Below are 26,580 nucleotides of genomic sequence, written 5' to 3' on the forward strand. Positions count from 1 at the left end.
CCGCCCGATGACCCTATCGCGACTCAGCCTTGCCATCCTTTCCGTCCTCGCCGGCGCCCCGGCATTTGCCGACGACGGCGGCGTCGACCTCGACCAGGGTTGGAACCAGACCCAGAAGACCGCCTGGCTGGAAGCCGGCCAGGGTTCGCGGATGCTGCCGCTGGCCTGGCTGGTGGCGCTGGAGCAGCGCGCCAGCGAGGAACCGCTGATGTCCGACGCGCTGATCCGCCAGTACGGCTATGTTCCGCACACCCTCGGCGGCTCCAGCGTGAAGGTGGTGCAGGGTTACGCCGTCGACCGCAGCGACGACAGCGACCTGACCTTCACCAAGCTGCGCTGGAAGGCCCTGCAGGGTTCCAGGGAACCCTGGGTCGGGCCGACCTGCAGCATGTGCCACACCTCGCACATCAGCTACCAGGGTACCCGGCTGACCGTCTACGGCGGGCAGACCATGGGCGACCTCGCCGGCTTCCAGCTGGAGATCCTCGGCGCCCTGCAGAGCACCCGCGCCGACGCCGCCAAGTTCGAGCGCTTCGCCCGCAAGGTGCTCGGCGCCGACGGCCTGGTCAGCGGCTACAACGACGCCAACAAGGCGCGCCTGCAGGCAGCCCTGGACGCCACCATCGTGCGCCTGCGCGATGGCTCGCACTTCAACCTGCCGCACGATCCCGAGTTCGGCCCGGGCCGCCTGGACGCCATCGGTTCGATCTTCAACTCGGTGGGCTACGAACTGCATGCCGACGAGCAGATCTACGGCGCCGAGGACGCCCCCGTGAGCTATCCGTTCCTGTGGAACGTGCCGCAACTGGACCGCGTGCAATGGACCGGATTCAACCCCAACCATATCAACGTCGTCGACATCGACAACCGCAAGTTCGACGTCGGCGCCCTGGCGCGCAACGCCGGCGAGGCGGTCGGGGTATTCGCCGACGTCAAGGTGCTCAGCCCGCTCCAATCGGCGCTGCACATCGGCTACCCGTCGAGCATCAACGTCGACAACCTGATCCGCATCGAAGACCAGCTCGGCCAGTTGAAGCCGCCGGCCTGGCCGAGCCAGCTGTTCGGCGCCCCGGAGCCGACCAGGGTCGCCGAGGGCCGCGAGCTGTACCGGCAACATTGCTCCAGCTGCCACACGCCGCTGGACCGCAACGACCTGCGGACCCCGGTGAAGACCGTGCTCACCCACCTGCAGGCGCGCGGCGACGTCGCGCCGATCGGCACCGACCCGTGGACCGCCTGCAACAGCATCGCCCAACTGAAGACCGGCTACGTGCGCGGCAAACCCTACCTGTCCTTCGTCGGCACTGGCCAGCGTGGTTTCTACGGCAAGCAGGCCTACGCGGTGGATGTACTCCAGGAAGTGGTGGTCCAGGCCCTGGCCGCGCGCGGCCTGAACGTCGCCCTGGGGGCCTTCCAGACCGCCGCGCTGGGCCTCTTCGACGGGCAGTTGCCGCCGCTGATCAGCCCGGTTCCGGACGATCCCGACGCCAGCAGCGCCGAAGCGCCGGCCGCGGACGCGCCAGGCGCCCTGCTCCTGGTCGAAAACGTGGCGGCCGACAGCGACAAGGCCCGACGCCTGGAGCAGTGCCTGGCAATGACCAGCGACCTGATGGCCTACAAGGCGCGCCCGCTGAACGGCATCTGGGCCAGCCCGCCCTACCTGCACAACGGCTCGGTGGCGACCCTCTACGACCTGCTGCTACCGCCGGACCTGCGCCCGCGCACCTTCTATACCGGCAGCGTCGAGTTCGATCCGGTCAACGTCGGCTATGTCACCGATGCCGGCGGCGACAACCGCTTCCTCTTCGATAGCGGCAAGCTCGGTAACGCCAATGGCGGCCACGATTACGGCAACGCGCAGTTCAGCGAACAGCAGCGGCGCGCCCTGGTCGAGTACATGAAGACCCTCTGAGACCATCCCTGCGGCTGGGCCGCCGGCCGCCCGTTTCAACCGGCGGCGACCCGCCGCGCGGTCTCGACGAAGCATTCGAACTGCGCGTCGCTGGCGCGCAGCCGCGAGGTCGGCGATACCGCCAGCCCCACCGGCAGGCGGAAGCGCTCGTTCACCGCCGGCGGCAAGGCGCTGAAGGCCACGCCCGGATAGGCGAACTTGGTCAGCGACAGCGGCAGGAAGGCGAAGCCGTCGCCGCTGGCGACCTGGGCCAGGAGGATGCTCAGGTCGTTCGGCCGCACGCTGCGCCGGGGCGCGAAGGCGGCGGCCTCCATCGCCTCGTTCATGAACTGGCTGTAGGCGGGGAACAGCGAATCCTTGGGCACCAGCAGCGCCTGGCCGGCCAGGTCGTCCAGCGACCAGCCGGGCGCCAGCCGCGCCCGCACCGCCTCGGGCAGGGCGAGCACATGCTCGTAGCTGCCGATCTGCATCAGTTCGTACTCGCGCACCACTTTCGGTGGCGCGCCGATGATCGCGGCGTCCAGCGACGACTCGCGGACCAGGCTGAGCAGGTCCAGCGAGGGCGCCCAGGACGGCGAGACGGCGCTGCACACCTGCGCCTCCTTCAAGCGCCGGGCCAGCTCGCCGGACCAGCCGGGATCGAGATAACGACTGAAACCGATGTGCAACTGGCGCTCGTCGCCGTCGCCGATGTCGCGGGTCAGCGCCTTGGCCTCGGCGATGATCTTCACCGCACGGCAATGCACCACCCTGCCCACCTCGGTCAGGCTCACCCCGGCCGGACCGCGGACGAACAGCGCCTCGCCGATGTGCGCCTCGAGCGCCTGGATCTGCCGCGACAGCGACGGCTGCGAAACGTGCAGCACCTCGGCGGCCTGGCCGATGCTGCCGTACTCGGCGACACAGGCGAAATACATCAGCTGGCGCAACGAAGGCATCGCCTTCGACCAGTTGATGATCGGGAAACTGGCATCGGTCACGGACATCGCGTACATACCCCTCGCTGGCAACACGGGTCGGATCGGCACGGGCACGGCCGGCCTGCGACGACCTGAGCGCCGGCAGCCCGCCTGCCTGGACCGGTTCGCGCCAGGAAGTCGGAAGATAGCTAGCGGAGATGACAGGAAGCGCGAGGTTCGAACCGGGACGCTCTTGAGTGGACGGCATCTTTCCCGTGCCGCCAGTATACCCAGGCACCCGGGAGAACGGACCATCGGCCGGTGCAGGGCCGCGCGCCATCCCCTCCGTTCGGATAGGTCCCCTTGCCAGCCGCCGGCAGAGCTGGCAGCGCGGGCGGAGCAGGTCGCAACCATGCGCCTGGCGGCCTGCTCGCGCTCGCCCCGGCGAAGCGCTCGCGGTTTTTCGTGAACCGCCGCATATCGGGTCCGCTCCGCCGGGTCTACGCTGAGATTTTCAGGATCAGGAGTAGCGCCATGCTCGATCACGACCTGACTGTCGCCCTGCTCTGCCGTCTCAACCAGAACCAGAGTGCCCTGGGCATGGCCCTGGAGGAACTGGCGATCTGGGCGCGGCGACATGAGGGTGGCGAGACCTACGATGTGGTCATGGGTCACCTGCAGACCCTGGAGCGCAACGCCGATTTCGTCGCCGAAGCCATCGTGGTGCTGATGGCGGATCGCTGAACCGGAAAGCTGCCGCCGCGCGGCTGCGCCAATACCTTTAAGACTTTTCCTACCTTCCAATAGGAGTCGTCCAAGTTACCTGACCCGGTGCGCCCGGTACCCTCGCTGGCTAACTCTACCAGCACCAACGGGATCTCCAGGGCTTATGCTTCTTCGAACCATCAGTGTGGAAACGGCCGACCAGACGGAACTGAATGCTGCCTTGCTGTGCGGCTTCGCCATCCCCGACAGCGAGCGCAATTTCATCGCCTACAGCCTGAACGAGCAGCTCGACGAGGTAAACTCGCGCGTCTACATCGCCTCGCTGTACAAGACCGAGGGCGGTTTCCGTCCCGGCCGGATCGACGACGGCCCGGCCTGCGAAGCAGCCATCCAGGTGTTCCGCCAGATCGTTCGCGAGGCCGCCACCGGCAACCGCCGGGCCAATGACCTGGCCTACCACCTGCTCGACCTGCAGGAAGCGGAGATCGCCCCGGCGCGGCGGGACGACCACCGCTCCCTTGCCCTCAACCACGACTGGGTCATGCAACTGGTCACCTTCCAGCCGCCCGCGGGCTACGGCCCGGCCCTCGATGGCGAGGAGCCCTGCGAGGAAGTACCGCCGCTGGTTTGCGAAGAAGCGCACACCGAGGATCCCGCTGCCGCGGTCATCGAAACCGGCGACGGCTCCGAGCCCGAGCCCGCCGATGTGGACAGCCCTGTCGCGGGCGAGCGCCCCGACGAACCTGAGGCAACCGAAGAGCGGAGCGTCGCCGGAACCGGGCACGACCACCTGGAGAGCGAAACCGATACGGCCGAGGCGCCTGCCGAGGCATGTCCCGATACCGAGCACGAGCACGCCGGGCTGCCGCAAGCCGATGCGATCGGCACCTTCGTCGACAACGCCAGCCACCTCCGCGAAGAACTGGCCGGCCTGGCGCAGATGCTCAGCCCGGAACCGCTGCCGGACGCCGAACCGCCCCACGCCACCCCCGACACTCCCGAGGAACCCTCCATGACCCCGAGCCCCTCCCCCCTCGCAAGTCCCGAACGGTCCCCGGAGCCGACTTCGGCCAGGGTGCCGAACCTGTCGCTGCGCCTGCAGGTTCCTTCCGCACGCCCGCTCGGCGTCGGCAGCGAGGCCATCGCCGACTCGCCCCAGCCCCCCGTTTCCAGCCGCCAACCCGAGGATGAACCACACGTGGACACGGATACCACGCTCAATATCGGCACCGATACCGATCATCTGCTGCAGGACGTTCAGGGCACCCTCGCCGATCTCGCCGGCATGGCCCAGCAGCTGAGCCAACAGAAACAGGAAGCGCTCAAGCAGCAGGAGTCCCTGGAGTCGCGCAAGGCCCAGTTGCACGAGCGGGAACGCCTGTTGCAGGAGAAGGAAAAGCAGCTGAAGCAATGGCACAAGCGCCTGCAGGACGACCGCCAGGCGCTGGAGCAGGAAACCGAGCAGAGCAGTCGCCTCCTGGCCGAACGCAGCGCCGCCCTGCAGCAGCTGGCGGAAAGCGTCGAGGCACGCGAGCGCAGCAGCGCCCGTCGCGCCGAGGTGCTGCAGGTCGAGCAGGAACGCATCGAAGAACAGCGCAACCAGCAGAACCTGCGCCAGGCCGAGCTGGAAAAGCGCGAGGCCGGCGTGCAGCAACGCAGCCTGGAACTCGCCGAACGCTACAAGAAGCTGGAAAGCGCCCGCGAGAAGCTGGCGCAGATCGTCAAGGGCTTCAACGAGACCGTGCAGTTCAACACCACCCTGCACGCCATCAGCAATACCGCGTTGAACACCCCGCAGGCGCGCCAGGAAGAAAGCACCGCCGAACTGGAGTGAAACTCGCTCGCCCAAGGGGCGCTGCGCCGTCTGGCGCCGCGCCCCTTTTTCATAGCGCCATCCCGCCCCGCCATCGGGCGACTCCAATACCGCGCCAGATCACGCCGGCAGGGCGAATAAAGGCTCGACGCAGTTAATCGGCCGCGCGGCGCCCCGCATTTCGCTGCCGAACAGTTCCACGCCGGAGCGGCACATGACATGGTCCGCTAGCATGCCACGGCGCTACCCTGAAATTCTCCGGAGCGTTCTGCGCAGCCGCGCATCGACCGGGATGACCTGGACACGCCTGGACCGCCAATGCCCTCGGGCCGCGCCAAGCCTCGCGCAACACGTGCACCCGCCGGTGACGCCGGGCGCGGCGGGCATGGAGAAGCGCTTCGTCTACGGAAGACGGAATGGTCGTGGCGCTCCGCCAGGTAGCCGACACAAGCCGGAAAACACACACGGCAATGCCTGGACCGAGGTCGTCGCCAACCTTGAGGCGCATGTACGATGCGCCAACTTCTGTCGGCGGCCCGTTCCTGGCGCACCTGACGCGCATGGCTGCCGCCATGGGTCTCAATACAGCTGCGGGCGGCGATCGCGGTGCACGTGGTTGTGCCGGCTGATGCGCTTCTCGTCTGCCTCGGCGAGATCGAGACTGGCCAGCAGCATGCCCTCCTCGCCCACCAGTGGCCCGGCCAGCGGGTAGCCGTCGGCGTCGACGATCACCGAGCCGCCGACCCAGTCCACCCCGCGCTCCTGCCCGCAACGGTCGCAGGCGGCGATGAACATCCGGTTGACCGAGGCGTTGGCTTGGACCCTGACCACCTCCGCTGGCCGCTCGCCCAGCGGGCGCGGCGCCGCCGGCCAGTTCACCGGTGCGCAGAGCAGTTGCGCGCCGGACAGCGCCGGCAGGCGTACCCACTCGGGAAACTCCAGGTCGTAGCAGACCATTACCGCGATCCGTCCGAAGCGGGTGGCGACGATCGGCGGCGACTGGTCGCCGGCCTCGAAGATAGCGCCCTCCTCGTTCCACAGGTGGGCCTTGCGGTAGAGCGCGCGCACGCCGTCGGCGTCGACCAGGGCGGCGCTGTTGGCTACCCGGCCTTCGTCCAGGCGCTCGCAGAAACCGCCGACCACCACCAGGTCGAGTTCGCCGGCCAGCGCGCTCCACAGCGCCAGACTCGGCCCTTCGCGGGTTTCCGCCAGGGCCAGGGCCTCCCTGCGGTCGGCGAAGACATAACCACTGGTGGCCAGTTCGGGCAGCACCACGACATTCGCGCCGCGTCGCGCGGCCTCGCGGATCGCCTGTTCGACCAGGCGCAGGTTGAATTCGTGCTCGCCGATGCGCGGCGCGATCTGGCAGCAGGCGACGGTGACCCTGGACATCAGACGCGCCCCTCTTCCAGCGCCCGGTCGCTGAGCGCGGCGACCCGTCGCTCGGCTTCCAGGTCCAGCGCCCGGCACATGAAGGCATAGACCGCGCCGGCCACCAGCAGGCCGACCACGAAGGCCACGTCGGCGCCGCCCAGCGCGGTGGCGAAGGGTCCGCTGTAGAAGCTCAGGGACATGAACGGGATCATCGCCAGCAGCCCGGCCAGGTAGGCGGTCAGCCCCGGGCGGCCCCAATGGCCATAGATTCCCTGGGGATTGAATATCTCGCTGATCGCGTAATGACCGTTGCGCACGAAGTAGAAGTCGACCAGGTTGACTGCGGTCCAGGGCACCAGGAAGTACAGCATCAGCAGGACGAAGGTGTTGAAGCTGCCCAGGTAGCTTTCCGGGATCGACAAGGCTACGCCGAACACCACCAGGGCGATCACGCCGATGCCGGTGACACGCAGGTTGAGGGTCGGGGTGACCTTGCGGAAGGCGTCGATGGCGCTGAGGCTGGTGAGCATCGCGCCGTAGCAGTTGACCGCCATGATCCCCACCAGGGCCGGGACGGCGATCAGCACGGTGAAGGTGCCGAAGCCGGGGAACAGCCGGTTGCCCACCTCGCGCACGCTGCCGATGGCATCCGGCGCCGGCAGCGCCGAGGCGAGGAACGCGCCGAGGGACATCAGCCAGAGCGCCGAGCCGGCGGCGCCCAGGTAGGTCCAGAAGATCACCTTGCGGGTCGGCGTCTCGTGCGGCAGGTAGCGCGAATAGTCGGAAACGTACACCGCGTAGCTGATCTGGTAGCCGGCGGCGGCCGACAGCTGCACCAGGAACGCGCTCCAGGAGAAGGCCGGGGTGCCGCCCAGCGCCGCGTCCGCCTCCAGGCTGCGCAGGGCGCTGACGGTGAGCACGCCGAACACCGCGATCATCACGTAGGTCAGCCAGCGCTGCACGGTATGCAGCAGGTCGTGGCCGACGATCGCCAGCAGCACCGCCACGCCGATCAGCAGCACGTACCAAGGCGCGCGGTGGCCGGGCAGCACGGTGTTGATCGCGTCGGTGGCGAGGATCACGTTGAATACGTTGAAGCCGATGTAGACGAACACCACCGCGGCGAACGGCACGATGGCGCCGCGCAGGCCGAACTGGGCGCGCGACTGGATCATCTGCGGCAGGCCCATGCGCGGGCCCTGGTTGGCATGGAAGGCCATGAAGAAGGTGCCGAAGCAGACCCCGAGGACGATCGCCAGGATCGAATACAGCGCCCCCAGGCCGAGGGCCGGGCCGGTGAAGCCGGTGACCATGGTGGTGAGCACGAAATTGCCGGTGAACCAGAACGGTGCCTGGTGCCAGACCTTGCCGTGGCGCTCGTGGCGGGGAACGTAATCGATCGAGCGGACCTCGATCTTCGGGCGTGACGCCTCGTTGTTATTGCTCATGCGGCTTCCTCGTCATTCTTGTTATCGCTCGCCGGACGCAGGCATTCCGGTCGGCGCCCCTGGCCCGAAGCCATGGGAACGGCCGAGTGTCGGCAAGCGGAGGCAGGAAGTGAATCGGTCAGGTCAAAAAATCACTTCAGCTTTTTCTGAACTAACCGCAGGCGTCCCCTGAACCAACCGCCCCGTCCGTTCGGCAGCGGAAATGAACGCGCGCTCGCCGTGGACCTCCCAATCCATGCATACCACGAGGAGGACCGCACATGAGCAGCCATCGTAACGACAAGCACCATTTCGCCGACGATCCGCAAAAGGTCTCGGAGGCCGGCCGCAAAGGTTCCCGACATGCCGGCGGCAATGTCGAGGCCGATACCAACCGTGCCGAACGAGCGCGCAAGGGCGGCCAGCACAGCCACGGCGGCAACCGTCCCTGAACCGCAGCAACTGAGCCGGACCCGGTATGCGCGGCGCCGCCGACTCCGCCGAACGCCGCATGCTGCTGGCGGGGTTCCTGCTGGTCTTCGCCCTGCTCGGGCTGGCCCCCCACGAACGCGGCGACTGGCTGCTGGAGAATCTGCTGGTCGCCGCGCTCGGCCTCGGCCTGTACTGCGTCCGCGGCTGGTTCCGCCCGTCGCTGGCGGCATGCCGGCGATTGTTCCTGTTCCTGCTGGTCCACGAGATCGGCGCCCACTACACCTATTCCCGGGTGCCCTACGACCAGGCCTGGGAATGGCTGACCGGCGCCTCGCTGGACGCCGCCCTCGGCTGGCGGCGCAACCAGTTCGACCGCCTGGCCCATGCGCTCTATGGGTTGCTCCTGGTGCTGCCGTTCCGCGAACTGATCGAACGCCTCGGCGTGCGGCGGCCGCTCGCCGGCGCCCTGGCGGTGGACCTGGTGCTGTCGACCTCGGCGCTCTACGAACTGATCGAGTGGCTGGGTGGCGAGTACCTCGGCGGGGCCCGTTCCGCGGCGTTCGTCGGCGCCCAGGAGGACCCCTGGGACGCGCAGAAGGACATGGCCCTGGCATTCGCCGGCGCCCTGCTGGCCAGCCTGCTAGCCATGGCCGGTGCGCGCTGGCGGCGGCGCTAGCGCCGTTTCGCTTCGCAGCAGCGCCTGCAGGCGCTGCCCGTCCACCGGTCGGCTGAGGAGGAAGCCTTGCAGCTCGTGGCATTTCTCGTCGCGCAGGATGCGCATCTGCCCTTCGGTCTCCACGCCTTCGGCGGTCACCCGCAGGTTCAACGCGTTGCCCAGGTTGATGATGGCCTGGACGATCGAACGGTCGCGGCCGGTCTTCTCCATGTTGGCGATGAAGCGCTTGTCGATCTTGATGCTGTCGAAGGGATAGGTGCGCAGGTAGCCGAGCGACGAATAGCCGGTACCGAAGTCATCCATGTTCAGGCGCACGCCCAGTTCCTTGAGGGCGGTCATGGTCCGCAGGGCGCCATCGACATCGTTGAGCATGACATTCTCCGTCACTTCCAGTTCCAGCCGGCGCGCGTCCAGGTGCGCCAGGCGCAACGCCTCGCGCACCTGCCAGACGATGTCGCCGCTGATGAACTGCGCCGGCGACACGTTCACCGAGACCATCACCTCGCCCGGCCAGCTGGCCGCGCTGGAGCAGGCCTGGCGCAGGACCCAGTTGCCGATCTGCACGATCAGGTCGCTTTCCTCGGCCAGGCCGATGAATTCATCGGGGCCGATCATGCCGCGTCGTGGGTGGTGCCAGCGGATCAGCGCCTCGGCCGAGGCGATGCTGCCCTCCTCCGTCCGATAGCGCGGCTGGTAGTAGAGTTCGAACTCGCCGCGCTGCAGCGCGGCACGCAGCTCAGCTTCGCGCTGCTTCTTCTCGGCAAGGTGGAAATCCATCGCCTCCGAGTAGAAGCGCCAGGTATTGCGCCCCGCCGCCTTGGCCTCATACATCGCCACGTCGGCGCAGCGCAGCAGCGCCCGCGGGTCGTCGCCGTGCTCGCTGGCCAGGGCCACGCCAATGCTGGCGCCGACATGGAAGACCTGCTCGTCGTGAAGGATTTCGCGATTGATCACCTCGATCAGCCGTATGCAGAACTTCTCGACCTCCAGTCTCGACGTCACGTGCACGCTGACCACCACGAACTCGTCGCCGCCGAGCCGGGCGACCATGTCCAGGTCGCGGGTCGAGGCGCGCAACCGCTCGGCGATCGCATGCAGCACCGCATCGCCGGCGGGGTGGCCGTACTGGTCGTTGATCGGCTTGAAGCGGTCGAGATCGAGCATCAGCACCGCCAGCGGCGACTTGCCGGCCTTCTCCGCCAACTGGCGTTCGAGGAAGCCGAACAGCTTGTTGCGGTTGGGCAGCCCGGTCAGCGCATCGTGCTGTGACAGGTGCTGGATCTTCGCGTGGGCCTCGACCTCGTCGGTGATGTCGGCGACCGTGCCGCGATAGCCGTCGCCCGCGCCGTTGCGGATTGCGGTAGCGGTCAGCTTGCCGATGCGCGCCTGGCCCAGTTCGTCGCGGAAGCTGCAGACCAGGCTGGATGGCGTGCCGACATCGGGCAGCCCTTCCAGCCACTTGACGATGTTCACCGTGTCGCTGCCCAGCAATTCGTCCAGGCGCCGGCCGATCCATGCCGCCGGCTGGTAGCCGGTGACCTCGCGGAAACGCGTGGAGAGATAGGTGAAGACGAAACGCGCGTCGACCTCCCAGATCCAGTCCGAGGCCGCTTCGGCTATCGACTTGAAACGCTCCTCGCTGGCCTGCAGGGCCTGGTTGCTGCGCTTCAGCACCTTTTGCTGGCGGTCCACCGCATGAGCGTTGAGCAGGGCGCTACGGCTCAACCAGAACAGCAGGCCGGCGGCGACCACGAAGATTCCCAGCAGCGGCAACGCGGTTTCCCGCAGCATCGCGCTGCCCGGGCGCGACGACACCCAGGCCAGGCGATGGGGAGTGCCTTCCAGGGCGAGGCTTTCCTTGTCGCCCGCCGCGCCGCCGGCCAGCAGGTGCAGGTTGGCGATGCCGTAGTCGCCACCGAGCTTGGCCAGCTTTTCCGGGGTCAGTCGGTCGAGGAAGACCAGCACCGAGGCCTTGGCCAGGTCGATGGGCGCATGATCGCTGGTGGGCTTGATCGCCGAGGCGACCAGGATCGCCGGTGCGCCGCCGAAGTCGACGTAGCGGCTGATCGCCGCTTCGTCCAGCGCGGCTTGGCGGGCGGCGCGGAGGATGTCCCCGGTGTCGGCGTTCAGCGCGTCGGCCAGCGAGCGCCCGGACAGCTCGCCCTCGAGCATGGCGTAGCCAGTGCCACGGTCGTCGATGACGAAGACTCCGTCGTAGCCGTTGGTGGTGTAGAGCACCGAGCCGAGGTTGTTCTTGGAGAAGGCCCAGTCCACGTCGACCTGGCTGCCCAGATAGACGTAGGCGTCGGTCCAGAAGGAATAGGTGGTGGAGAACTGTTCGGAATTTTCCCGGCGGTTCTGCAGCGCCTTTTCCACGTAGAAATGGCTCTGCTCGATGGCGATGCCGTCCTGCTGCCTGGCGATGTGCAGGATCGCCCAGCCGCATGCACCGAGGGCGAGGAAAAGGGCGGCCAGGAACAGAAGGAGATGCTTGGAGACCTGGGAAACTGCGGTGCCGCTGGCAATCGCTGAAGCAAGCATCGATTCGCCATCCTTGTGGGTGCGGGCCTGGATGACTGTCTTATAGTTAAGCATCCGGGGGGCGTCAAAGACACCGGTTGGCAAGCGCATCGGCGGCTTGAGCGGCGATCCCCAGGCGAAGCGCGCCCCGCCGCGAGGGGCGCGCTTCGGACCTCAGCGGCCCTGCCTGGCGACGATCGCCTCGGCGACGCTGGCCGGCACCTCGGCGTAGCGGACGAACTCCATCGAGTAGCTGGCCCGGCCCTGGGACATCGAGCGCACGTCGGTGGCGTAGCCGAACATCTCGCCCAGCGGCACCTCGGCGCGGATCACCTTGCCCGCCGGGGTGTCCTCCATGCCCTGGATCAGGCCACGGCGGCGGTTGAGGTCGCCCATCACGTCGCCCATGTAGTCCTCGGGCGTCACCACCTCGACTTTCATCACCGGCTCCAGCAGCACCGCGCCGCCCTTCTGCGAGAGCTGCTTGGTGGCCATCGAGGCGGCGATCTTGAAGGCCATCTCGCTGGAGTCGACGTCATGGTAGGAGCCGTCGTACACCGTCGCTTTCAGGCCGAGCAGCGGGTAGCCGGCCAGCACGCCGTTCTGCATCTGGTCCTCGATGCCCTTCTGGATCGCCGGGATGAATTCGCGCGGGATCACCCCGCCGACCACCTCGTTGTGGAACTCCAGGCCCTCCTGGCCTTCGTCGGCCGGGGCGAAGCGGATCCAGCAATGGCCGAACTGGCCGCGGCCGCCGGACTGGCGGACGAACTTGCCCTCGATCTCGCAGGTGTTGCGGATCGTCTCGCGATAGGCCACCTGCGGCTTGCCGATGTTGGCCTCGACGCCGAACTCGCGACGCATGCGGTCGACGATGATATCCAGGTGCAGTTCGCCCATCCCGGAAATGATCGTCTGCGCGGTCTCCTCGTCGGTCTTCACGCGGAACGACGGATCTTCCTGGGCCAGCTTGCTCAGGGCGATGCCCATCTTTTCCTGGTCGGCCTTGGTCTTCGGCTCCACCGCCACCGAGATCACCGGGTCGGGGAAGTCCATCCGCTCGAGGATGATCGGCTTGTCGATGGCGCACAGGGTGTCGCCGGTGGTCACGTCCTTCATGCCGATCAGCGCGGCGATGTCGCCGGCGCGCACCTCCTTGATCTCTTCGCGCTGGTTGGCGTGCATCTGCACCATCCGGCCAACACGCTCCTTCTTGCGCTTCACCGAGTTGAGCACCGCGTCGCCGGACGTCAGCACCCCGGAATACACGCGGGCGAAGGTCAGGGTGCCGACGAAGGGGTCAGTGGCGATCTTGAACGCCAGCGCCGAGAACGGCTCGCTGTCGTCCGCATGGCGCTCGTCGTGCTTCTCTTCATCGTCAGGGTCGGTGCCCTTGATCGCCGGGATTTCCGAAGGCGCCGGCAGGTAGTCGATCACCGCGTCGAGCACCAGCGGCACGCCCTTGTTCTTGAACGAGGAACCGAGCACCGCAGGCACGATCTGGTTGGCGAGGGTCCGCTGGCGCAGCCCGGCCTTGATTTCCTCGACGCTCAGTTCCTCGCCTTCGAGGTACTTGTTCATCAGCTCGTCGTTGGCCTCGGCGGCGGCCTCGACCATGTGCGCCCGCCACTCCTCGGCCAGCGCGCGCAGCTCCGCCGGGATCTCTTCCTCGCGGTAGCTGGTGCCCTGGTCGTCGTCGTTCCAGTAGATGGCCTTCATCTTCACCAGGTCGACCTGGCCGCTGAAGTTCTCCTCCGCGCCGATCGCCAGCTGGATCGGCACCGGGGTATGCCCCAGGCGCTGCTTGATCTGCGCCACCACACGGAGAAAGTCGGCACCCTGGCGATCCATCTTGTTCACGTAGGCCAGGCGCGGCACGTGGTATTTGTTGGCCTGCCGCCAGACCGTCTCGGACTGCGGCTCGACGCCGTCGGCGCCGCTGAACACCACCACCGCCCCGTCGAGCACGCGCAGCGAGCGTTCCACCTCGATGGTGAAGTCGACGTGGCCGGGGGTATCGATGATGTTGAAGCGATAGCGCTGCGGAAACTGCTTGGTCGAGCCCTGCCAGAAGGCGGTGGTCGCCGCCGAGGTGATGGTGATGCCGCGTTCCTGCTCCTGCACCATCCAGTCCATGGTCGCCGCGCCGTCGTGGACCTCGCCCATCTTGTGGTTGACGCCGGTGTAGAAGAGGATCCGCTCGGTCGTCGTGGTCTTGCCGGCGTCGACGTGGGCGACGATGCCGATGTTGCGGTAGAGCTCGATGGGAGTGCTGCGAGCCATGATCTGCCCCTTGGGTGCTGCCCTGGATGATGGGAACGACTGTTGAAAATGTAGCTGAAGAAAAAACGCCGCAACGCCTGTCACGGCGCCTGTTTTCGACCTCGCTCGCCAGTGGCGGTTCAGGAAGTCCGGGGTGTCTGGCGGCGCCGCAAGGCGCTTACGCTTTCGCCGGCCACGCCCCAGTTGTCGGGGTCGACCTCGTCGATCACCACGAAGGTGCTCTCCGGCGGTTTGCCCAGCACCTTCAGCAGCAGGTCGGTGGCACCTTCGATCAGTTGGCGCTTCTGGTCGGCGCTGACACCCTCGCGGGTCACGCGGATGTTTACGTATGGCATGTGCATTGTCCTTTCAAGGGATGCTTACCAGACACCACTGGCCGAACCGCCGTCGACGGCCAGCACGGTGCCGGTGGTGAAGCGCGAATCCGCCAGGTAGAGCACCGCGTCGACCACGTCCTGCGGCCGGCCCACCCGCCGGCTCGGCGCCAGCCCCCTGAGCGCCTCGCGGCTACCCTCGCCGTGCAGCGGGGTGTCGATGATTCCCGGCGCCACCGCGTTGACCCGCACGTTGTCCGCCGCCAGCTCCAGGGCCAGGGCGCGGGTCGCCTGGTTCAGCCCACCCTTGACTAGCACCGGCAAAAGTGCCGGCACCTTGAGGTTGGGCTGCAGGGCGATCGAGGCGGTGATGTTGACGATCTGCCCGCCGCCATTGCCGGGCATGTGCCGCGCCGCCTCCTGGGCGGGATAGAAGAAACCCTTGAGGTTGGTGCCGACCAGCGCCTCGAGGTCTTCCTCGGTGTATTCGGCGACTGGCTTGGGGATGAAGATACCGGCGTTATTCACCAGGATGTCGACCTTGCCGAAGGCCTCGATGGCGATGGCGAACAGCCGCCGCGCGGTATCCGCCCGGGCGATGTCGCCGGCCACCGGGAGGAACCGCCCTCCGCCGGTGAAACGCGCCGCAGCCTGCTCCAGGCGCTGCATGCTGCGGGCGTTGCCGACCACGTTATAGCCCCGCCCGAGGCAGGCCTCGGCGATGGCGAAGCCGAGTCCGCTGGAGGCGCCGGTCACTATCACGGTCTTGCTCATGTCGTCTGTCTCCGTTGCTGGCGGGCCCCTGCCCGATCCATGGGCGCTATGTTGCTTTTCAAGCGCAACTTGAAAAATCAGGCATATGTCATTTTAATCGATACATCATGTAATGGATCAGCACCATGACCCGCCATTTCGACGACCTCCAGCTCGGCAGCCTCGAACTGTTCTGCCTCGCCGCGGAAAGCGGCAGCTTCACCGCCGCCGCCAACCAGGCCGGAGTGACCCCGGCCGCCGTCAGTCGCTCGGTGGCGCGCCTGGAGGAGCGCCTGGGCGTACGCCTGTTCGTCCGCAGCACCCGACAGATGCGCCTGAGCGATGCCGGCCGTGACTACCATCAGCAATGCCGCCAGGCACTCGCGCAATTGCTGGAAGCCGGTCATCGCGCCAGCGGCAGCCAACTCAGCGCCAGCGGCCTGCTGCGCATCAGCGTACCCACACCCTACGCCCATCACCGCCTGCTCCCGGCGCTACCGCGCTTTCGTGAACGCTATCCGTCGGTGGAAGTGGACGTGCATGTCAGCACCCGCAACATCGATTTCACCGAGGAGGGCTACGACCTGGCCATCCGCGGCAGCGAACCGGCGGACTCGACCCTGGTCGCGCGCCGGCTGGAGGAGGCCGAGCTGGTCCTGGTCGCCGCCCCGGACTACCTGCGGCGCAGGGGGCGCCCACGCCACCTGGACGACCTGGCGGAGCACGAGTGCATCCAGTTCGAGCGCCCGAGCAGTGGCCGCCGGGTGCCCTGGAACCTGCTGGTCGACGGCCGTCCGCTGGCCATCGCTACCCGCGGCGGCTACAGCTGCCAGGAGGACTACCTGGCCGGCACCACTTTGGCGCTGGCTGGCGCCGGTATCTTCCAGGCCTACCGCTTCAGCGTGCAGCGGGCGCTGGACAACGGCGAACTGGAAGAGGTGCTGCCTAGCCACGGCGGCGCCCATCGCCCGTTCTTTCTTCTCTACCCGCACGCACGCTACCTGCCGCAGCGGGTCCGGGCCTTCGTCGAGTTCGCCGTGGAACAGCTCTCCAGGCCTCGTCGACTCTCGCCCTGACAAGCGCAGCGGCTTCGCATGAGTCCAGCGGCGCAACGCCTGAGCCGTACCTGGAAAAATCCCTCGGCTCGGCGGGTACCCCGGAAAGGATGCTACCGCCATGCGCCAGCCACCCCATCCCTGAGCACCGACCTGCGCCTGGCTCGTACAGCTCATGCCAGGCGAAGAGCCCGACCTCGCCACGCCGTCGCCACGGACGCATCCGGCCCGGCCGCCCGGGTTACCGCGGCGAGCCCCGGCCTAGCCCGCCGACGCCTGTCCAGCTGCCAGATCCGATAGCCCTGGCAGATTTCACAGGCGACCAGATCTGGCAGGTTGTTGGGCCCGCGGCGCCATGCAACCTATTACGCCTCTCGCCACCCACCCGTTCGCGCAAGAGGACACCGCATGATCATTCTCGGCATCACCAACAACGACCTCGCCGGCGCCTGCCTGGTCCGCGACGGCCGGATCGTCGCCGCCGCCAGCGAGGAACGCTTCACCCGCCAGAAGGACCACAAGACCTGGCCGGGCCGCTCCATCGACTACGTGCTCGGCGAGGCCGGCGTCGAGCTGGCCGCCGTCGACCGCGTCGCTTATGGCTGGAATGCCGGGTTCGACGCCGACCGCCACCTGGACCTCTATCTCGACCGGGTCCTCGAGGAAGCCCGCGAACGCCCCGAAGGCCTGGCACACCTGCGCAAGCGCATCGCCGACGAACGGGCCAACGACAAGGCCAAGCGCGGCGAATTCGATGCCTTCATCCGCGCCAACGGCCTGCGCGGCAAGGTCGAGTACATCGACCATCATGAATGCCACGCCCTCGGCGCGTTCGTCTGCTCGCCGTTCGACCAGGCGCTGACCCTCACCTGCGACGGCCGCGGCGACTTCCAGTCGCTGACCGTCACCCACTACCGCGCCGACGGCGGCGAGGCGGTCCTGCAGCGCGAGACCAGCGTCGACAGCCTGGGCTATTTCTACGGACGCATCACCCGCCTGCTCGGCTTCAAGCCGAACCGCCACGAAGGCAAGATCACCGGCCTGGCCGCCTTCGGCGACGCGGAAAAGCTGCTGCCGCTGATGAACGACATGATCCGCCTGGAGAACGGCCGCCTGCGCGCCCGCTGCGGCGAACTGTACCTGCCCTCCTACGACGGCTACAGCGACCCGCTGCTGCAACGCTGCGCGGCGGAGCGCCCGGCCGACGTCGCCGCCGCCGCGCAGCGGCATTCCGAAGACCTGCTGGTGGCGATCGCCCGCGAACACGTGGCGCGCACCGGCTGCGCCAACCTGTGCCTGGCCGGCGGGGTGTTCGGCAATGTCAAGCTGAACCAGCGCCTGCGCGAGATCCCCGGGGTCCGCGATGTCTACGTGCTGCCCTGCATGGGCGACGGCGGCCTGGCCCTGGCCGCCGCGGTGGCGGTTGCCTACCGCGAGCAGGGCACGCGCTTCCCGGCGCCGAGCATGGCCCTCGGCCCGGACGCGCGCAGCGCCGCGCAGAATGCCGAGCTGATCGCCAGCCAGTACCCGCGCCTGGCCTACAGCCGGCCGGCCAACCTGATCGAGACGCTGGTCGAGGCACTGCGGGAAAACCAGGTGCTGGGCATGTTCAAGGGCCGCATGGAGTTCGGTCCGCGCGCGCTCTGCAACCGCAGCATCGTCTATCACGCCGGCGACACCACGGCCAACGACTGGCTCAACGAACGCATGGAACGCACCGAGTTCATGCCGTTCGCCCCGGTCACCGCGGTGGAGCACGCCGAGGCTTGCTACGTCGGTTGGCGCGAAGACCAGGTGGCGGCCGACTACATGACCATGACCTACGACTGCCATGCGGATTTCCGCGAGCGCTGCCCGGCGGTGGTCCATGTCGACGGCACCGCGCGGCCACAGATCATCCGTCCGCAGGCCGATCCGTTCATGCATGCCTTGCTGCATGCCTGGCATGCCCGCAGCGGCCAGCCGGCGCTGATCAATACGTCCTTCAACCGCCACGAGGAACCGATCGTCTGCGCCCCGCAGGATGCCCTCGGCGCGCTGGAGGACGGCATGGTCGACCTGGTGGTGCTCGGCGAATCCCTGCTGGTCTGGCGCAAGGGCGAGAACGCCTTCGCCAGGGCGCGCTTCGAGTGAGCCGCAAGCAGGAGCGCAACGGCACGGCGGCGCGGGGACCGGCATGTACCTGATCTTCTCCGGCTACTTCGCCGCCGAGGGGCTGATCTACCCGTTCTGGCCGACCTGGCTGGCCAGCCTCGGCTTCGGCGCCAGCCAGATCGGCCTGCTGATCGCCGCGGCCTACTGGCCGCAGGTGATCGCCGGGGTGGCACTGACCTACGTCGCCGACTGGCGCATCGACCAATTGCGCCTGGCGACCCTGCTGGCGGCCCTGGCGGGAGCCTGCGCCCTGCTGTTCCAGCTGGCCGAGGGCCTGCCGCTGTTCATCGCCCTGAGCGTGCTCTACGGCGCGTTCTGGACCAGTGTGCTGCCGCTCACCGAGTCCTACCTGCTCAAGCGCGACAAGGCGGCCCTGCACAACTACGGACGGGTACGCGCGGTCGGTTCGCTGGCCTTCATTCTCACCGCTACCCTCGGTGGCCTGCTGCTCGGTCGTTTCGGCCAGCAGCTGGTGCCGCTCCTGGTCGGCCTGACGATGCTGCTCACCGCGCTGGCCTGCCTCCTCCTCCGCCGCGGCGTACGCCGCCCGGACGCGACGGCGCCAAGCGCCAGGCGCCATCCCGACCTGCGCGCGATCTTCCGGCAGCGCCCGCTGCTACTGGCCATCGGCGCGGCCGGAATGATCCAGCTGAGCCACTCGCTGTACTTCACCACCGCCTCGCTGGGCTGGCTCGAACGGGGCTATTCGTCGTTCTCGGTCGGCGCCTTCTGGGGCCTGGCGGTGATCGCCGAGATCAGCTTCTTCGCCATCTCCAACCGGATCCTGGACCGCCATCCGGCGCTCCGCGTGATGCTCTTCTCCAGCCTCTGCGCGGCGCTGCGCTGGAGCCTGCTGGCCGGCAGCGAGCACCTCGCGGCGATCCTTCTCGGCCAGTGCCTGCACGCTCTCAGCTTCGCCGCCTACCACGCCGCGGTGATGCGCTACATCCGCGACCACGCGCCGGAAAGCGCGCGGGTACTGACCCAGGGAATCTACTACTCTCTGGCGGTGGCCCTGCCCATGGGGCTCGCCAGCCCGGCCGCCGGCTGGCTGTACGAACGCCTGCCGCAGTGGTCCTACCTGATCATGGCGGCGTTCGCCCTGGGCGGCGGCGTCCTCGTCTGGCTTGCCCTACAGAGTGCCCGAGATGCATCGACTGGAATTTTCAGCCGTCCTGTTTGACATGGACGGCGTCCTGATCCGCTCCCGAGAGGCCATCGCCAGCGCCTGGGGCAGCGTCGCCCGCGAACAGGGTGTGGCGCTGGATGCGGACTGCCTGCGCGACCACGTGCACGGCCGCCCGGGCGGCTACACCCTGGACTACCTGTTCGGCCACCTGCCGCCGGAGCGCCGCCGGGCCCTCAAGCAGCAGGTCGATACCCTGGAGGAACGCGCCGATTGCCCGCTGCTGCCCGGGGTCGCCGATTTCCTCCGCCAGTTGCGCAGGCTGGACGTGCCGCTGGCGCTGGTCACCAGCAGCTGGCCGGCGCGCATCGAGCACGTGCTGCGCCAGCACGACCTGCAGACGGCGTTCCGCACCCTGGTCAGCCGCGACGACGTCGCTCATGGCAAGCCGGCGCCGGATGGCTATCGCCTGGCTGCCGCAAGGCTAGGGCTGCCGGCGGCGCGCTGCCTGGTGTTCGAAGACTCCCTCAGCGGCGTGCAGGCCGCCTGTGCCGCCGGCGCGGCCTGCGTGGCGATCGGCGACGAAGCCGGGCTGCTCGACGCCGGCGCGCGTTGGTCGGCCCGGGACTTCCGCGAGCTGCGGATCGCCCGCGAGGAGCAGGCGCTGTATTGCCTGCGCCGGCAACCCGCCGCACCGGCCGGCAGCCAGAGGAGCGTTGGCGTCCCATGAGTCCGACCCTGCAAGACGCGCTCCTGCTCTGGGACTTCCTTGGCCAGGGGCGCTGCCACGTGCCCTGCGAACTGCTGGTGGTCTGCGGCTCCTACGACCTGCGGGTCTGCGACCACGCCTGCGACCTGCTGGAGCGTGGCCTCGCCGAACGCCTGCTGTTCACCGGCAATACCGGGCACTGGACGCGCCATCTCTGGGTCGAGCCGGAAGCCGAACTGTTCGCCCGCCACGCCAGGGCGCGCGGGGTAAGCGACAGCCTTGTGGTGATCGAGCCGCGGGCGACCAACTTCGCCGAGAACATCGCCTTCGCCCGCGAGCTGTTTCCCGACCTGCGCCGCGCGACCTTCGTCACCAAGCCCAACTCGATCCGCCGCGTGGCGCTGACCCTGCCGGTCCGCTGGCCGGGGCTGGAAGGTCACGTCGACGCGCCCGACTACCGCTTCCCCGAGGGCATCTCGAACCTGGTCGGGGTGCTCGGGGTGATCGACGAGATGGTCGGCGACCTCGACCGGATCCTGCGCTATCCGGCGCTCGGTTTCCAGGTCGCCTGCCCGGTCCCGGCGCAGGTCATGGAGGCCTGGGAGCGCCTGGTGGCGCGCGGTTTCGACCGCCACCTGGTACCCCTCCCGCGCTAGCTGACAGGACTGTAATCTTCCCCACAGCTTGTCGACAGCCGCGCATCGCTAGGGTGTCCGCATCGCCGCACCGCCCAGGCGGGCCGCGACATTCCGGCCGCGCAGGTTCGCGCGGCCATCCTGCCACCTGCGTGGAAACCAGCGGATGCACACGACTTCGCGACGCACCTTCGTCAAAGGCCTCGCCGCCACCGGCCTGCTCGGCGGCCTCGGGCTCTGGCGCGCCCCGGCCTGGGCCCTGGCCGGTCGCGGCCAGCAGAACCTGCTCGCCGGGGACAACTTCGACCTGTTCATCGGCGAAACCCCGGTGAACCTCAGCGGTTCGCCAGCCACCGCCATGACCATCAACGGCTCGTTGCCCGGCCCCACCCTGCGCTGGCGCGAGGGCGATACCGTGACCCTGCGGGTACGCAACCGTCTCGCCGAAGACACCTCGATCCACTGGCACGGCATCATCCTGCCGGCCAACATGGACGGCGTGCCAGGCCTCAGCTTCGAAGGCATCGCCCCCGGCGGCCTCTACGAGTACCGATTCAAGGTCCAGCAGAACGGCACCTACTGGTACCACAGCCATTCCGGGTTGCAGGAACAGGCCGGCGTCTACGGTGCCCTGGTGATCGACGCCCGCGAACCCGAACCGTTCAACTACGACCGCGACTATGTGGTGCTGCTCAGCGACTGGTCGGACGAGAAACCGCAGCGCATCCTCGCCAAGCTGAAGAAACAGTCCGACTACTACAACTTCCACAAGCGTACCGTCGGCGACTTCATCGACGACGTCAGCGCCAACGGCTGGGCCGCGACCCTGGCCGACCGCAAGATGTGGGCCGAGATGAAGATGAGCCCCACCGATCTCGCCGACGTCAGCGGCTATACCTATACCTACCTGCTCAACGGCCAGGCTCCGGACGGCAACTGGACCGGCCTGTTCCGCCGTGGCGAGAAGCTGCGCCTGCGCTTCGTCAACGCTTCGGCGATGAGCTACTTCGACGTGCGCATCCCCGGCCTGAAGATGACCGTGGTCGCCGCCGACGGGCAGTACATCGAACCGGTCAGCGTCGACGAGTTCCGCATCGCCGTGGCCGAGACCTACGACGTGATCGTCGAGCCGGGCGACGCTCAGGCCTACACCCTCTTCGCCCAGTCCATGGATCGCAGCGGCTACGCCCGCGGCACCCTGGCCGTGGCCGAGGGGCTCAGCGCGCCGGTGCCGAGCCCCGATCCGCGGCCGCTTATCGGCATGGACGACATGGGCATGGGCGGCATGGACCATGGCGCCATGGGACATGGCGCGGCGGCGAAGCCCTCCACCGGGATGGACCATTCGAAAAAGCCCGGCATGCACATGAACGGCATGGACCACTCGAAGATGGCCGGCATGCACATGAATGGCATGGATCATTCGAAGATGGCCGGCATGGATGACATGCCGATGCAGTCCCACCCGGCCTCGGAGGATGGCAATCCGCTGGTGGACATGCAGACCATGACGCCGGCGCCGAAGCTCGCCGACCCCGGCCTCGGCCTCCGTGACAATGGCCGCCGGGTGCTGACCTACGCCGACCTGCGCAGCCGCTTCGCCGATCCCGACGGCCGCGAGCCGGGGCGTACCATCGAACTGCACCTGACCGGGCACATGGAGAAATTCGCCTGGTCCTTCGACGGCATCAAGTTTTCCGACGCCGAGCCGTTGCGCCTGACCTACGGCGAACGCCTGCGGATCACCCTGGTCAACGACACCATGATGACCCACCCCATCCACCTGCACGGCATGTGGAGCGACCTGGAGGATGAACAGGGCAACTTCCTGGTGCGCAAGCACACCATCGACATGCCGCCGGGCACCCGCCGCAGCTATCGCGTCACTGCCGACGCCCTGGGCCGCTGGGCCTATCACTGCCACCTGCTGTTCCACATGGAGATGGGCATGTTCCGCGAAGTCCGGGTGGACGAAGGAGACAACGCATGAGCCGCCAGACGAAACCCGCCCGCCTGGCCGGCGGCGCCCTTGCCCTGGGCCTGCTGCTGGGCCTGCCGACTCTCGTCGAGGCCGCGCAGGACGGCGGCATGGATCATTCCGGGATGAACCACGGGGCGATGCCCGGCATGGACCATGGCAGCCCACCATCCGCTGCGCCGTCCACGACGAAGCCCGCGGGCCACCAGGGCATGGACCACTCCGGCATGAACCACGGGGCGATGCCCGGCATGGACCATGGCAGCCCACCATCCGCTGCGCCGTCCACGACGAAGCCCGCGGGCCACCAGGGCATGGACCACTCCGGCATGAACCATGACGCGATGCCCGGCATGGACCATGGCAGCCCACCATCCGCTGCGCCGTCCACGACGAAGCCCGCGGGCCATCAGGGCATGGACCACTCCGGCATGAACCATGACGCGATGCCCGGCATGCGGCGGACGCCGGCGCAGGCCGCGACGCGCGAGAGTCGCACGCCGATCCCGGTCCTGACCGACGCCGACCGCCGCGCCGCCTTCCCTCCGCTGGAGGGCCACAAGGTACACGACAGCGCGCTGAACAGCTTCTTCCTGCTCGACCAGCTGGAGTACCAGGACGCCGACGACGGCAGCGCCCTGGCCTGGGACGCCAGCGGCTGGATCGGCGGCGACATCAATCGCCTGTGGCTGCGCAGCGAAGGCGAGCGGCTCAACGGCAAGACCGAGGATGCCGAACTCCAGGCTCTGTTCGGGCATGCCATCGGTCCCTGGTGGGACCTGGTCGCCGGCGTGCGCCAGGACTTCAAGCCCGGCTCGCCGCAGACCTGGGCGGCATTCGGCGTGCAGGGCCTGGCGCTCTACGACTTCGAGGCGGAAGTCACCGCGTTCCTCGGCGAGAACGGCCAGAGCGCACTGCGTCTGGAGGGCGAGTACGACATCCTGCTGACCAACCGGCTGATCCTCCAGCCCAGCGCCGAGATCAACCTGTACGGCAGGAACGATCCAACCCGTGGCATCGGCTCGGGCCTGGCCGACAGCGAGGTCGGCCTGCGCCTGCGCTACGAGATCCGCCGGGAATTCGCGCCCTACATCGGGGTGACCTGGAACCGCTCCTACGGCAACACCGCCGACCTGGCCCGCGCCGAGGGCGAGGACGACGACGAGGCGCGCTTCGTCGCCGGCATCCGCATGTGGTTCTGAACGCGCCGCTGGCCAGGCGCTAGCGGTAGCCGTCGAGCGACGGCGAGTCGTCGACCAGGTCGCAGCGTTCCAGCGGCGGCAGGTTGCATGGCCGGTAGTCGGGGCACAGTTCCATCCGCCGCTGCACCGAACGGTGCAGCTTGACCCGGGTCTCCCGGCCGACCGGCTCCAGCGGCCGCGAGCGTGGTCGGCCACGCGACCAGCGCCAGGCGCGGTCGCCGCTGCGGCGGTCCCAGACCAGCAGCGGCAGCCATTCGGCCAGGCGCCAGGGGCGGGTCATCACCGGCAGGATCGGCGCGCTCGGGTCCGGCCCCTGCTTCGAACGCGCGCGCAACTGGTCGCGGCTGCGCGCCGGGTCGACGTGCAGGCCAGCCTCCAGCGCCTCGCCGAGCATCCAGGTGAAGGCCACCAGGGCCAGCCGAGAATCCTTCGGCGCGTAGCCGCCGCCGACGTCCGAGTGCATGCCGGGGAACCACACCTGCAGCACGTCGGACTTTCGGTCCTTCTCGCCGAACCAGAGGTTCTGCCGGAAAAAGCAGCGGCATTCGTCGATGGCCAGGGCCTGGCGGACCACGTCGACCATCTCGTTGTTCGAGGAGTACGGCACGGTCAGCGGGTCGTAGACCCAGCCCACCGAGGTGACGGTGTCGAACAGGCCGAGGAAGTGCACCTTCACCTGCCGGCCGAAGACCTTGCGGAAACGTCCCAGCAGTCCGAAGTCCGGACCGCGCCGGCGCTTGCCGGCCTGCTTGTCTTCTTCGCGCGGCGGCATCCGCGTGGTCAGCAGGGTCCAGGCATAGTCGAAGAGATGCGGCTGGTGCGCGTCGATCAGCCCCACCGCGCGCAGCATCGCGGCCAGCACCCGCACCGCGTAGGCGCCGCGGGAAAAACCGAAGAGGAAGATCTGGTCGCCCGGCCGGTAGTGCTCGGCGAGGAAGCGGTAGGCGCCCTCGACATTGCGCTTGAGCCCCCAGCCGAAGGCCAGGCCGGCGATCCGCGAGGGAAACTTCTGCCACTCGAACAAGGTTTCCTTCAGGCCGAAGGTACCGACACCCTGGTCGTAGTAGGCCAGCACCTTGCGCGGATCGCGTGACAGCGAGCGGTACAGGCGCACCACGTTGGTCGGCTGGTCGCCGAAGCGGTTCGAGGTGCCGTCGATGCAGACCACCAGCTGGCGCGGCGCGTCGTCGTCCGGAGCGCCACCCGGGGGCGGCAGGGCGGAATCGGGAGAGAGATCGTCCATTGGTTTCACGCAGGCGAAGCCTGACTTCCGTCGGCGGTGGATGGGGATGGCGACGCATGATACCCAACCTGTGCGGTCAGCCAAGGGGGCGGAAAGGATGGACAGGTAAGGCAGTGGGACGAACGATCGCCTCGCGGTTATCCGCCGGCCCTGGTTGGCCCGCTCCATCAACCTGCGCCGGTTGCGCCGACGTGCTGGAGACCGCCAGGCTGGCTTCGAGGACCCGGAGGGTGAAGTCCGGGTGGTCGAAGGCCAGGCATGCGCGATGGGCGCCTTGGCGCACGGCCCGACGTACAACGCGCCGATCCCCTTGGGACCGACGCGGGCGATGCTGGTCGCTGGTGTCGCTCGTTGCGCTCGATCTCGGCCTGCTGTGGCGCGGGCCAGAGCCCGGCCGCGGCTGAGCCTCAGGCGTCGCCCAGTTCGGCGCCGCGTTCCACGGCCAGGGCCTGGAACGCCAGGCGCGCAGCCCCGGCATGACTGCCCTGGCGCCAGAGCAGCGCCACCTGGCGGGTCGGCAACGGCGGGCGCAGCGCCACGCAACGCAATCCCGACTGCTGGCGCGCCACGGCTTCGGGCAGGATGCTCGCCAGGCGGCCACGGCGGACCACATCGACGATGGCGCTGATCGAGTTCGCCTCCAGCGCCACCCGCGCCTTCACACCCTGCTCGCGCAGATAGCCGTCGATATGCCGGCGGGTGGCGAAGTCGCCCCGCAACAGCGCCAGCGGCCGCTCGGCCAGCTCCTCGGCGGCCAGCGGCACCTGCTCCGCCGGCTGCCCATCGCCGAGCACCAGGCCAAGGCGCTCCAGGTACAGCGGCTGGGTGTCGATCTCCACCGAACCCGGCTCGCTGAAGGCGATGCCCAGGTCCAGGCGATCGTCGATCAGCGCCGCCTCCAGGGCATCCTGGGGCAACTCCTCCAGGCTCAGTTCGATACCCGGGTAGCGCTGGTTGAACGGATCCACCAGGGCGCCGACCAGATAGCAGGTGAAGGTCGGCGTCATGCCCAGGCGCAGGCGTCCGCGACTCAGATCGCCGACCTCGTGCAGCGCCCGCCGCGCCGCTTCCAGCTCGCGCAGGGCGCGGCGCGCGTGCGTCAGGTACAGCTCACCGGCATCGGTGGGACGCACGCTCCTGCCGGAGCGGTCGAGCAGTTGCGCCCCCAGTTGTTCCTCCAGCTGTCGGACCTGCTGCGACAGGGTCGGTTGCGATACGTGCAGCGCCTCGGCGGCGCGGGTGAAGTTGCGGTGTTCAGCGACGGCGAGCAGGTAGCGCAGGTGACGGAGCAGCATGGGGAAGACCATAGGTAGAACCAATAGTTGGAATGATAAACCAGTCTTGGACCC

At 68.2% G+C, this 26,580-nt stretch carries 21 protein-coding genes; 12 read left to right on the plus strand and 9 right to left on the minus strand.

From position 1 onward, the window contains the following. The first annotated feature begins 7 nt into the window (after positions 1–7). Positions 8–1,912: a 10S-dioxygenase gene (locus tag PSPA7_RS15270; RefSeq protein ID WP_012075970.1), complete on the plus strand. Its 1,905-nt coding sequence runs from the start codon at positions 8–10 to the stop codon at positions 1,910–1,912. A 35-nt stretch (positions 1,913–1,947) separates the two neighbouring features. Here the strand turns inward: PSPA7_RS15270 and PSPA7_RS15275 are convergent, their stop codons facing one another. Next, positions 1,948–2,850, minus strand: coding sequence for a LysR family transcriptional regulator (locus PSPA7_RS15275; RefSeq protein ID WP_079262238.1), 903 nt, complete (start codon positions 2,848–2,850; stop codon positions 1,948–1,950). A 495-nt stretch (positions 2,851–3,345) separates the two neighbouring features. Between PSPA7_RS15275 and PSPA7_RS15280 the strand changes: the two genes are divergently transcribed. Next, positions 3,346–3,555: a hypothetical protein gene (locus tag PSPA7_RS15280; protein ID WP_012075972.1), complete on the plus strand. Its 210-nt coding sequence runs from the start codon at positions 3,346–3,348 to the stop codon at positions 3,553–3,555. A gap of 145 nt (positions 3,556–3,700) precedes the next feature. Continuing rightward, positions 3,701–5,371 (plus strand): hypothetical protein, encoded by a 1,671-nt coding sequence (locus PSPA7_RS15285; RefSeq protein WP_012075973.1) that lies wholly within the window; start codon positions 3,701–3,703, stop codon positions 5,369–5,371. 558 nt (positions 5,372–5,929) lie between these two features. Here PSPA7_RS15285 and PSPA7_RS15290 read toward each other — a convergent pair. Next, complete coding sequence (locus PSPA7_RS15290) at positions 5,930–6,742, minus strand: nitrilase family protein (RefSeq protein ID WP_012075975.1); 813 nt, start codon at positions 6,740–6,742, stop codon at positions 5,930–5,932. Then, positions 6,742–8,172, minus strand: a complete 1,431-nt coding sequence (locus PSPA7_RS15295; RefSeq protein ID WP_012075976.1) for a purine-cytosine permease family protein — start codon at positions 8,170–8,172, stop codon at positions 6,742–6,744. The genes PSPA7_RS15290 and PSPA7_RS15295 overlap by 1 nt, the downstream gene beginning before the upstream one ends. 260 nt (positions 8,173–8,432) lie before the next feature. On the opposite strand from PSPA7_RS15295, the gene PSPA7_RS15300 reads away from it, so the two are divergent. After that, positions 8,433–8,603: a con-10 family general stress protein gene (locus tag PSPA7_RS15300; RefSeq protein WP_012075978.1), complete on the plus strand. Its 171-nt coding sequence runs from the start codon at positions 8,433–8,435 to the stop codon at positions 8,601–8,603. A 26-nt stretch (positions 8,604–8,629) separates the two neighbouring features. Continuing rightward, the gene (locus PSPA7_RS15305) at positions 8,630–9,259 is read left to right on the plus strand and encodes a DUF2238 domain-containing protein (RefSeq protein WP_012075979.1); all 630 of its coding nucleotides are present in this window, start codon (positions 8,630–8,632) and stop codon (positions 9,257–9,259) included. Here PSPA7_RS15305 and PSPA7_RS15310 read toward each other — a convergent pair. The 4 genes from PSPA7_RS15310 to PSPA7_RS15325 all read right to left on the minus strand — a co-directional run bounded on the left by PSPA7_RS15310 (position 9,224) and on the right by PSPA7_RS15325 (position 15,150). After that, positions 9,224–11,800, minus strand: coding sequence for a bifunctional diguanylate cyclase/phosphodiesterase (locus PSPA7_RS15310; RefSeq protein ID WP_012075980.1), 2,577 nt, complete (start codon positions 11,798–11,800; stop codon positions 9,224–9,226). The genes PSPA7_RS15305 and PSPA7_RS15310 overlap by 36 nt on opposite strands. Before the next feature lie 153 nt (positions 11,801–11,953). Next, complete coding sequence (gene fusA / locus PSPA7_RS15315; protein ID WP_034000086.1) at positions 11,954–14,062, minus strand: elongation factor G; 2,109 nt, start codon at positions 14,060–14,062, stop codon at positions 11,954–11,956. 119 nt (positions 14,063–14,181) lie between these two features. Continuing rightward, on the minus strand, positions 14,182–14,403 hold the full coding sequence (locus tag PSPA7_RS15320; protein WP_255321467.1) for a tautomerase family protein: 222 nt from the start codon (positions 14,401–14,403) through the stop codon (positions 14,182–14,184). A gap of 18 nt (positions 14,404–14,421) precedes the next feature. Next, positions 14,422–15,150 (minus strand): SDR family NAD(P)-dependent oxidoreductase, encoded by a 729-nt coding sequence (locus PSPA7_RS15325; RefSeq protein ID WP_012075983.1) that lies wholly within the window; start codon positions 15,148–15,150, stop codon positions 14,422–14,424. 125 nt (positions 15,151–15,275) lie between these two features. Between PSPA7_RS15325 and PSPA7_RS15330 the strand changes: the two genes are divergently transcribed. The 7 genes from PSPA7_RS15330 to PSPA7_RS15360 all read left to right on the plus strand — a co-directional run bounded on the left by PSPA7_RS15330 (position 15,276) and on the right by PSPA7_RS15360 (position 23,988). Beyond that, the gene (locus tag PSPA7_RS15330; RefSeq protein ID WP_012075984.1) at positions 15,276–16,205 is read left to right on the plus strand and encodes a LysR family transcriptional regulator; all 930 of its coding nucleotides are present in this window, start codon (positions 15,276–15,278) and stop codon (positions 16,203–16,205) included. 387 nt (positions 16,206–16,592) lie between these two features. Further along, a complete protein-coding gene (locus PSPA7_RS15335; RefSeq protein ID WP_012075985.1) occupies positions 16,593–18,317 on the plus strand; it encodes a carbamoyltransferase family protein in 1,725 nt (574 codons plus the stop codon). Positions 18,318–18,360: 43 nt separating this feature from the next. Next, positions 18,361–19,521, plus strand: coding sequence for an MFS transporter (locus tag PSPA7_RS15340; protein ID WP_012075986.1), 1,161 nt, complete (start codon positions 18,361–18,363; stop codon positions 19,519–19,521). Position 19,522: 1 nt separating this feature from the next. Next, on the plus strand, positions 19,523–20,194 hold the full coding sequence (locus PSPA7_RS15345) for an HAD family hydrolase (protein WP_034000089.1): 672 nt from the start codon (positions 19,523–19,525) through the stop codon (positions 20,192–20,194). Further along, positions 20,191–20,829: a YdcF family protein gene (locus tag PSPA7_RS15350; RefSeq protein ID WP_012075988.1), complete on the plus strand. Its 639-nt coding sequence runs from the start codon at positions 20,191–20,193 to the stop codon at positions 20,827–20,829. The genes PSPA7_RS15345 and PSPA7_RS15350 overlap by 4 nt, the downstream gene beginning before the upstream one ends. Positions 20,830–20,974: 145 nt before the next feature. Beyond that, positions 20,975–22,798 carry a copper resistance system multicopper oxidase gene (locus PSPA7_RS15355; protein WP_012075989.1) on the plus strand — a complete coding sequence of 608 codons (1,824 nt, stop codon included), beginning with the start codon at positions 20,975–20,977 and terminating at the stop codon, positions 22,796–22,798. Then, positions 22,795–23,988 carry a copper resistance protein B gene (locus PSPA7_RS15360; RefSeq protein WP_012075990.1) on the plus strand — a complete coding sequence of 398 codons (1,194 nt, stop codon included), beginning with the start codon at positions 22,795–22,797 and terminating at the stop codon, positions 23,986–23,988. Before PSPA7_RS15355 ends, PSPA7_RS15360 begins: the two co-directional genes overlap by 4 nt. Before the next feature lie 19 nt (positions 23,989–24,007). On the opposite strand, the gene PSPA7_RS15365 is transcribed toward PSPA7_RS15360, so the two are convergent. Beyond that, entirely contained in the window at positions 24,008–25,231 is a 1,224-nt protein-coding gene (locus PSPA7_RS15365; protein ID WP_012075991.1) for a T6SS phospholipase effector Tle1-like catalytic domain-containing protein, read from the minus strand. Between the two features lie 407 nt (positions 25,232–25,638). Continuing rightward, entirely contained in the window at positions 25,639–26,526 is an 888-nt protein-coding gene (gene cynR, locus PSPA7_RS15370; protein ID WP_012075992.1) for a transcriptional regulator CynR, read from the minus strand. Positions 26,527–26,580 lie beyond the last annotated feature (54 nt).

It is taken from the genome of Pseudomonas paraeruginosa PA7, from assembly GCF_000017205.1.
In the GTDB taxonomy this organism is placed as follows: Bacteria; Pseudomonadota; Gammaproteobacteria; order Pseudomonadales; family Pseudomonadaceae; genus Pseudomonas; species Pseudomonas paraeruginosa.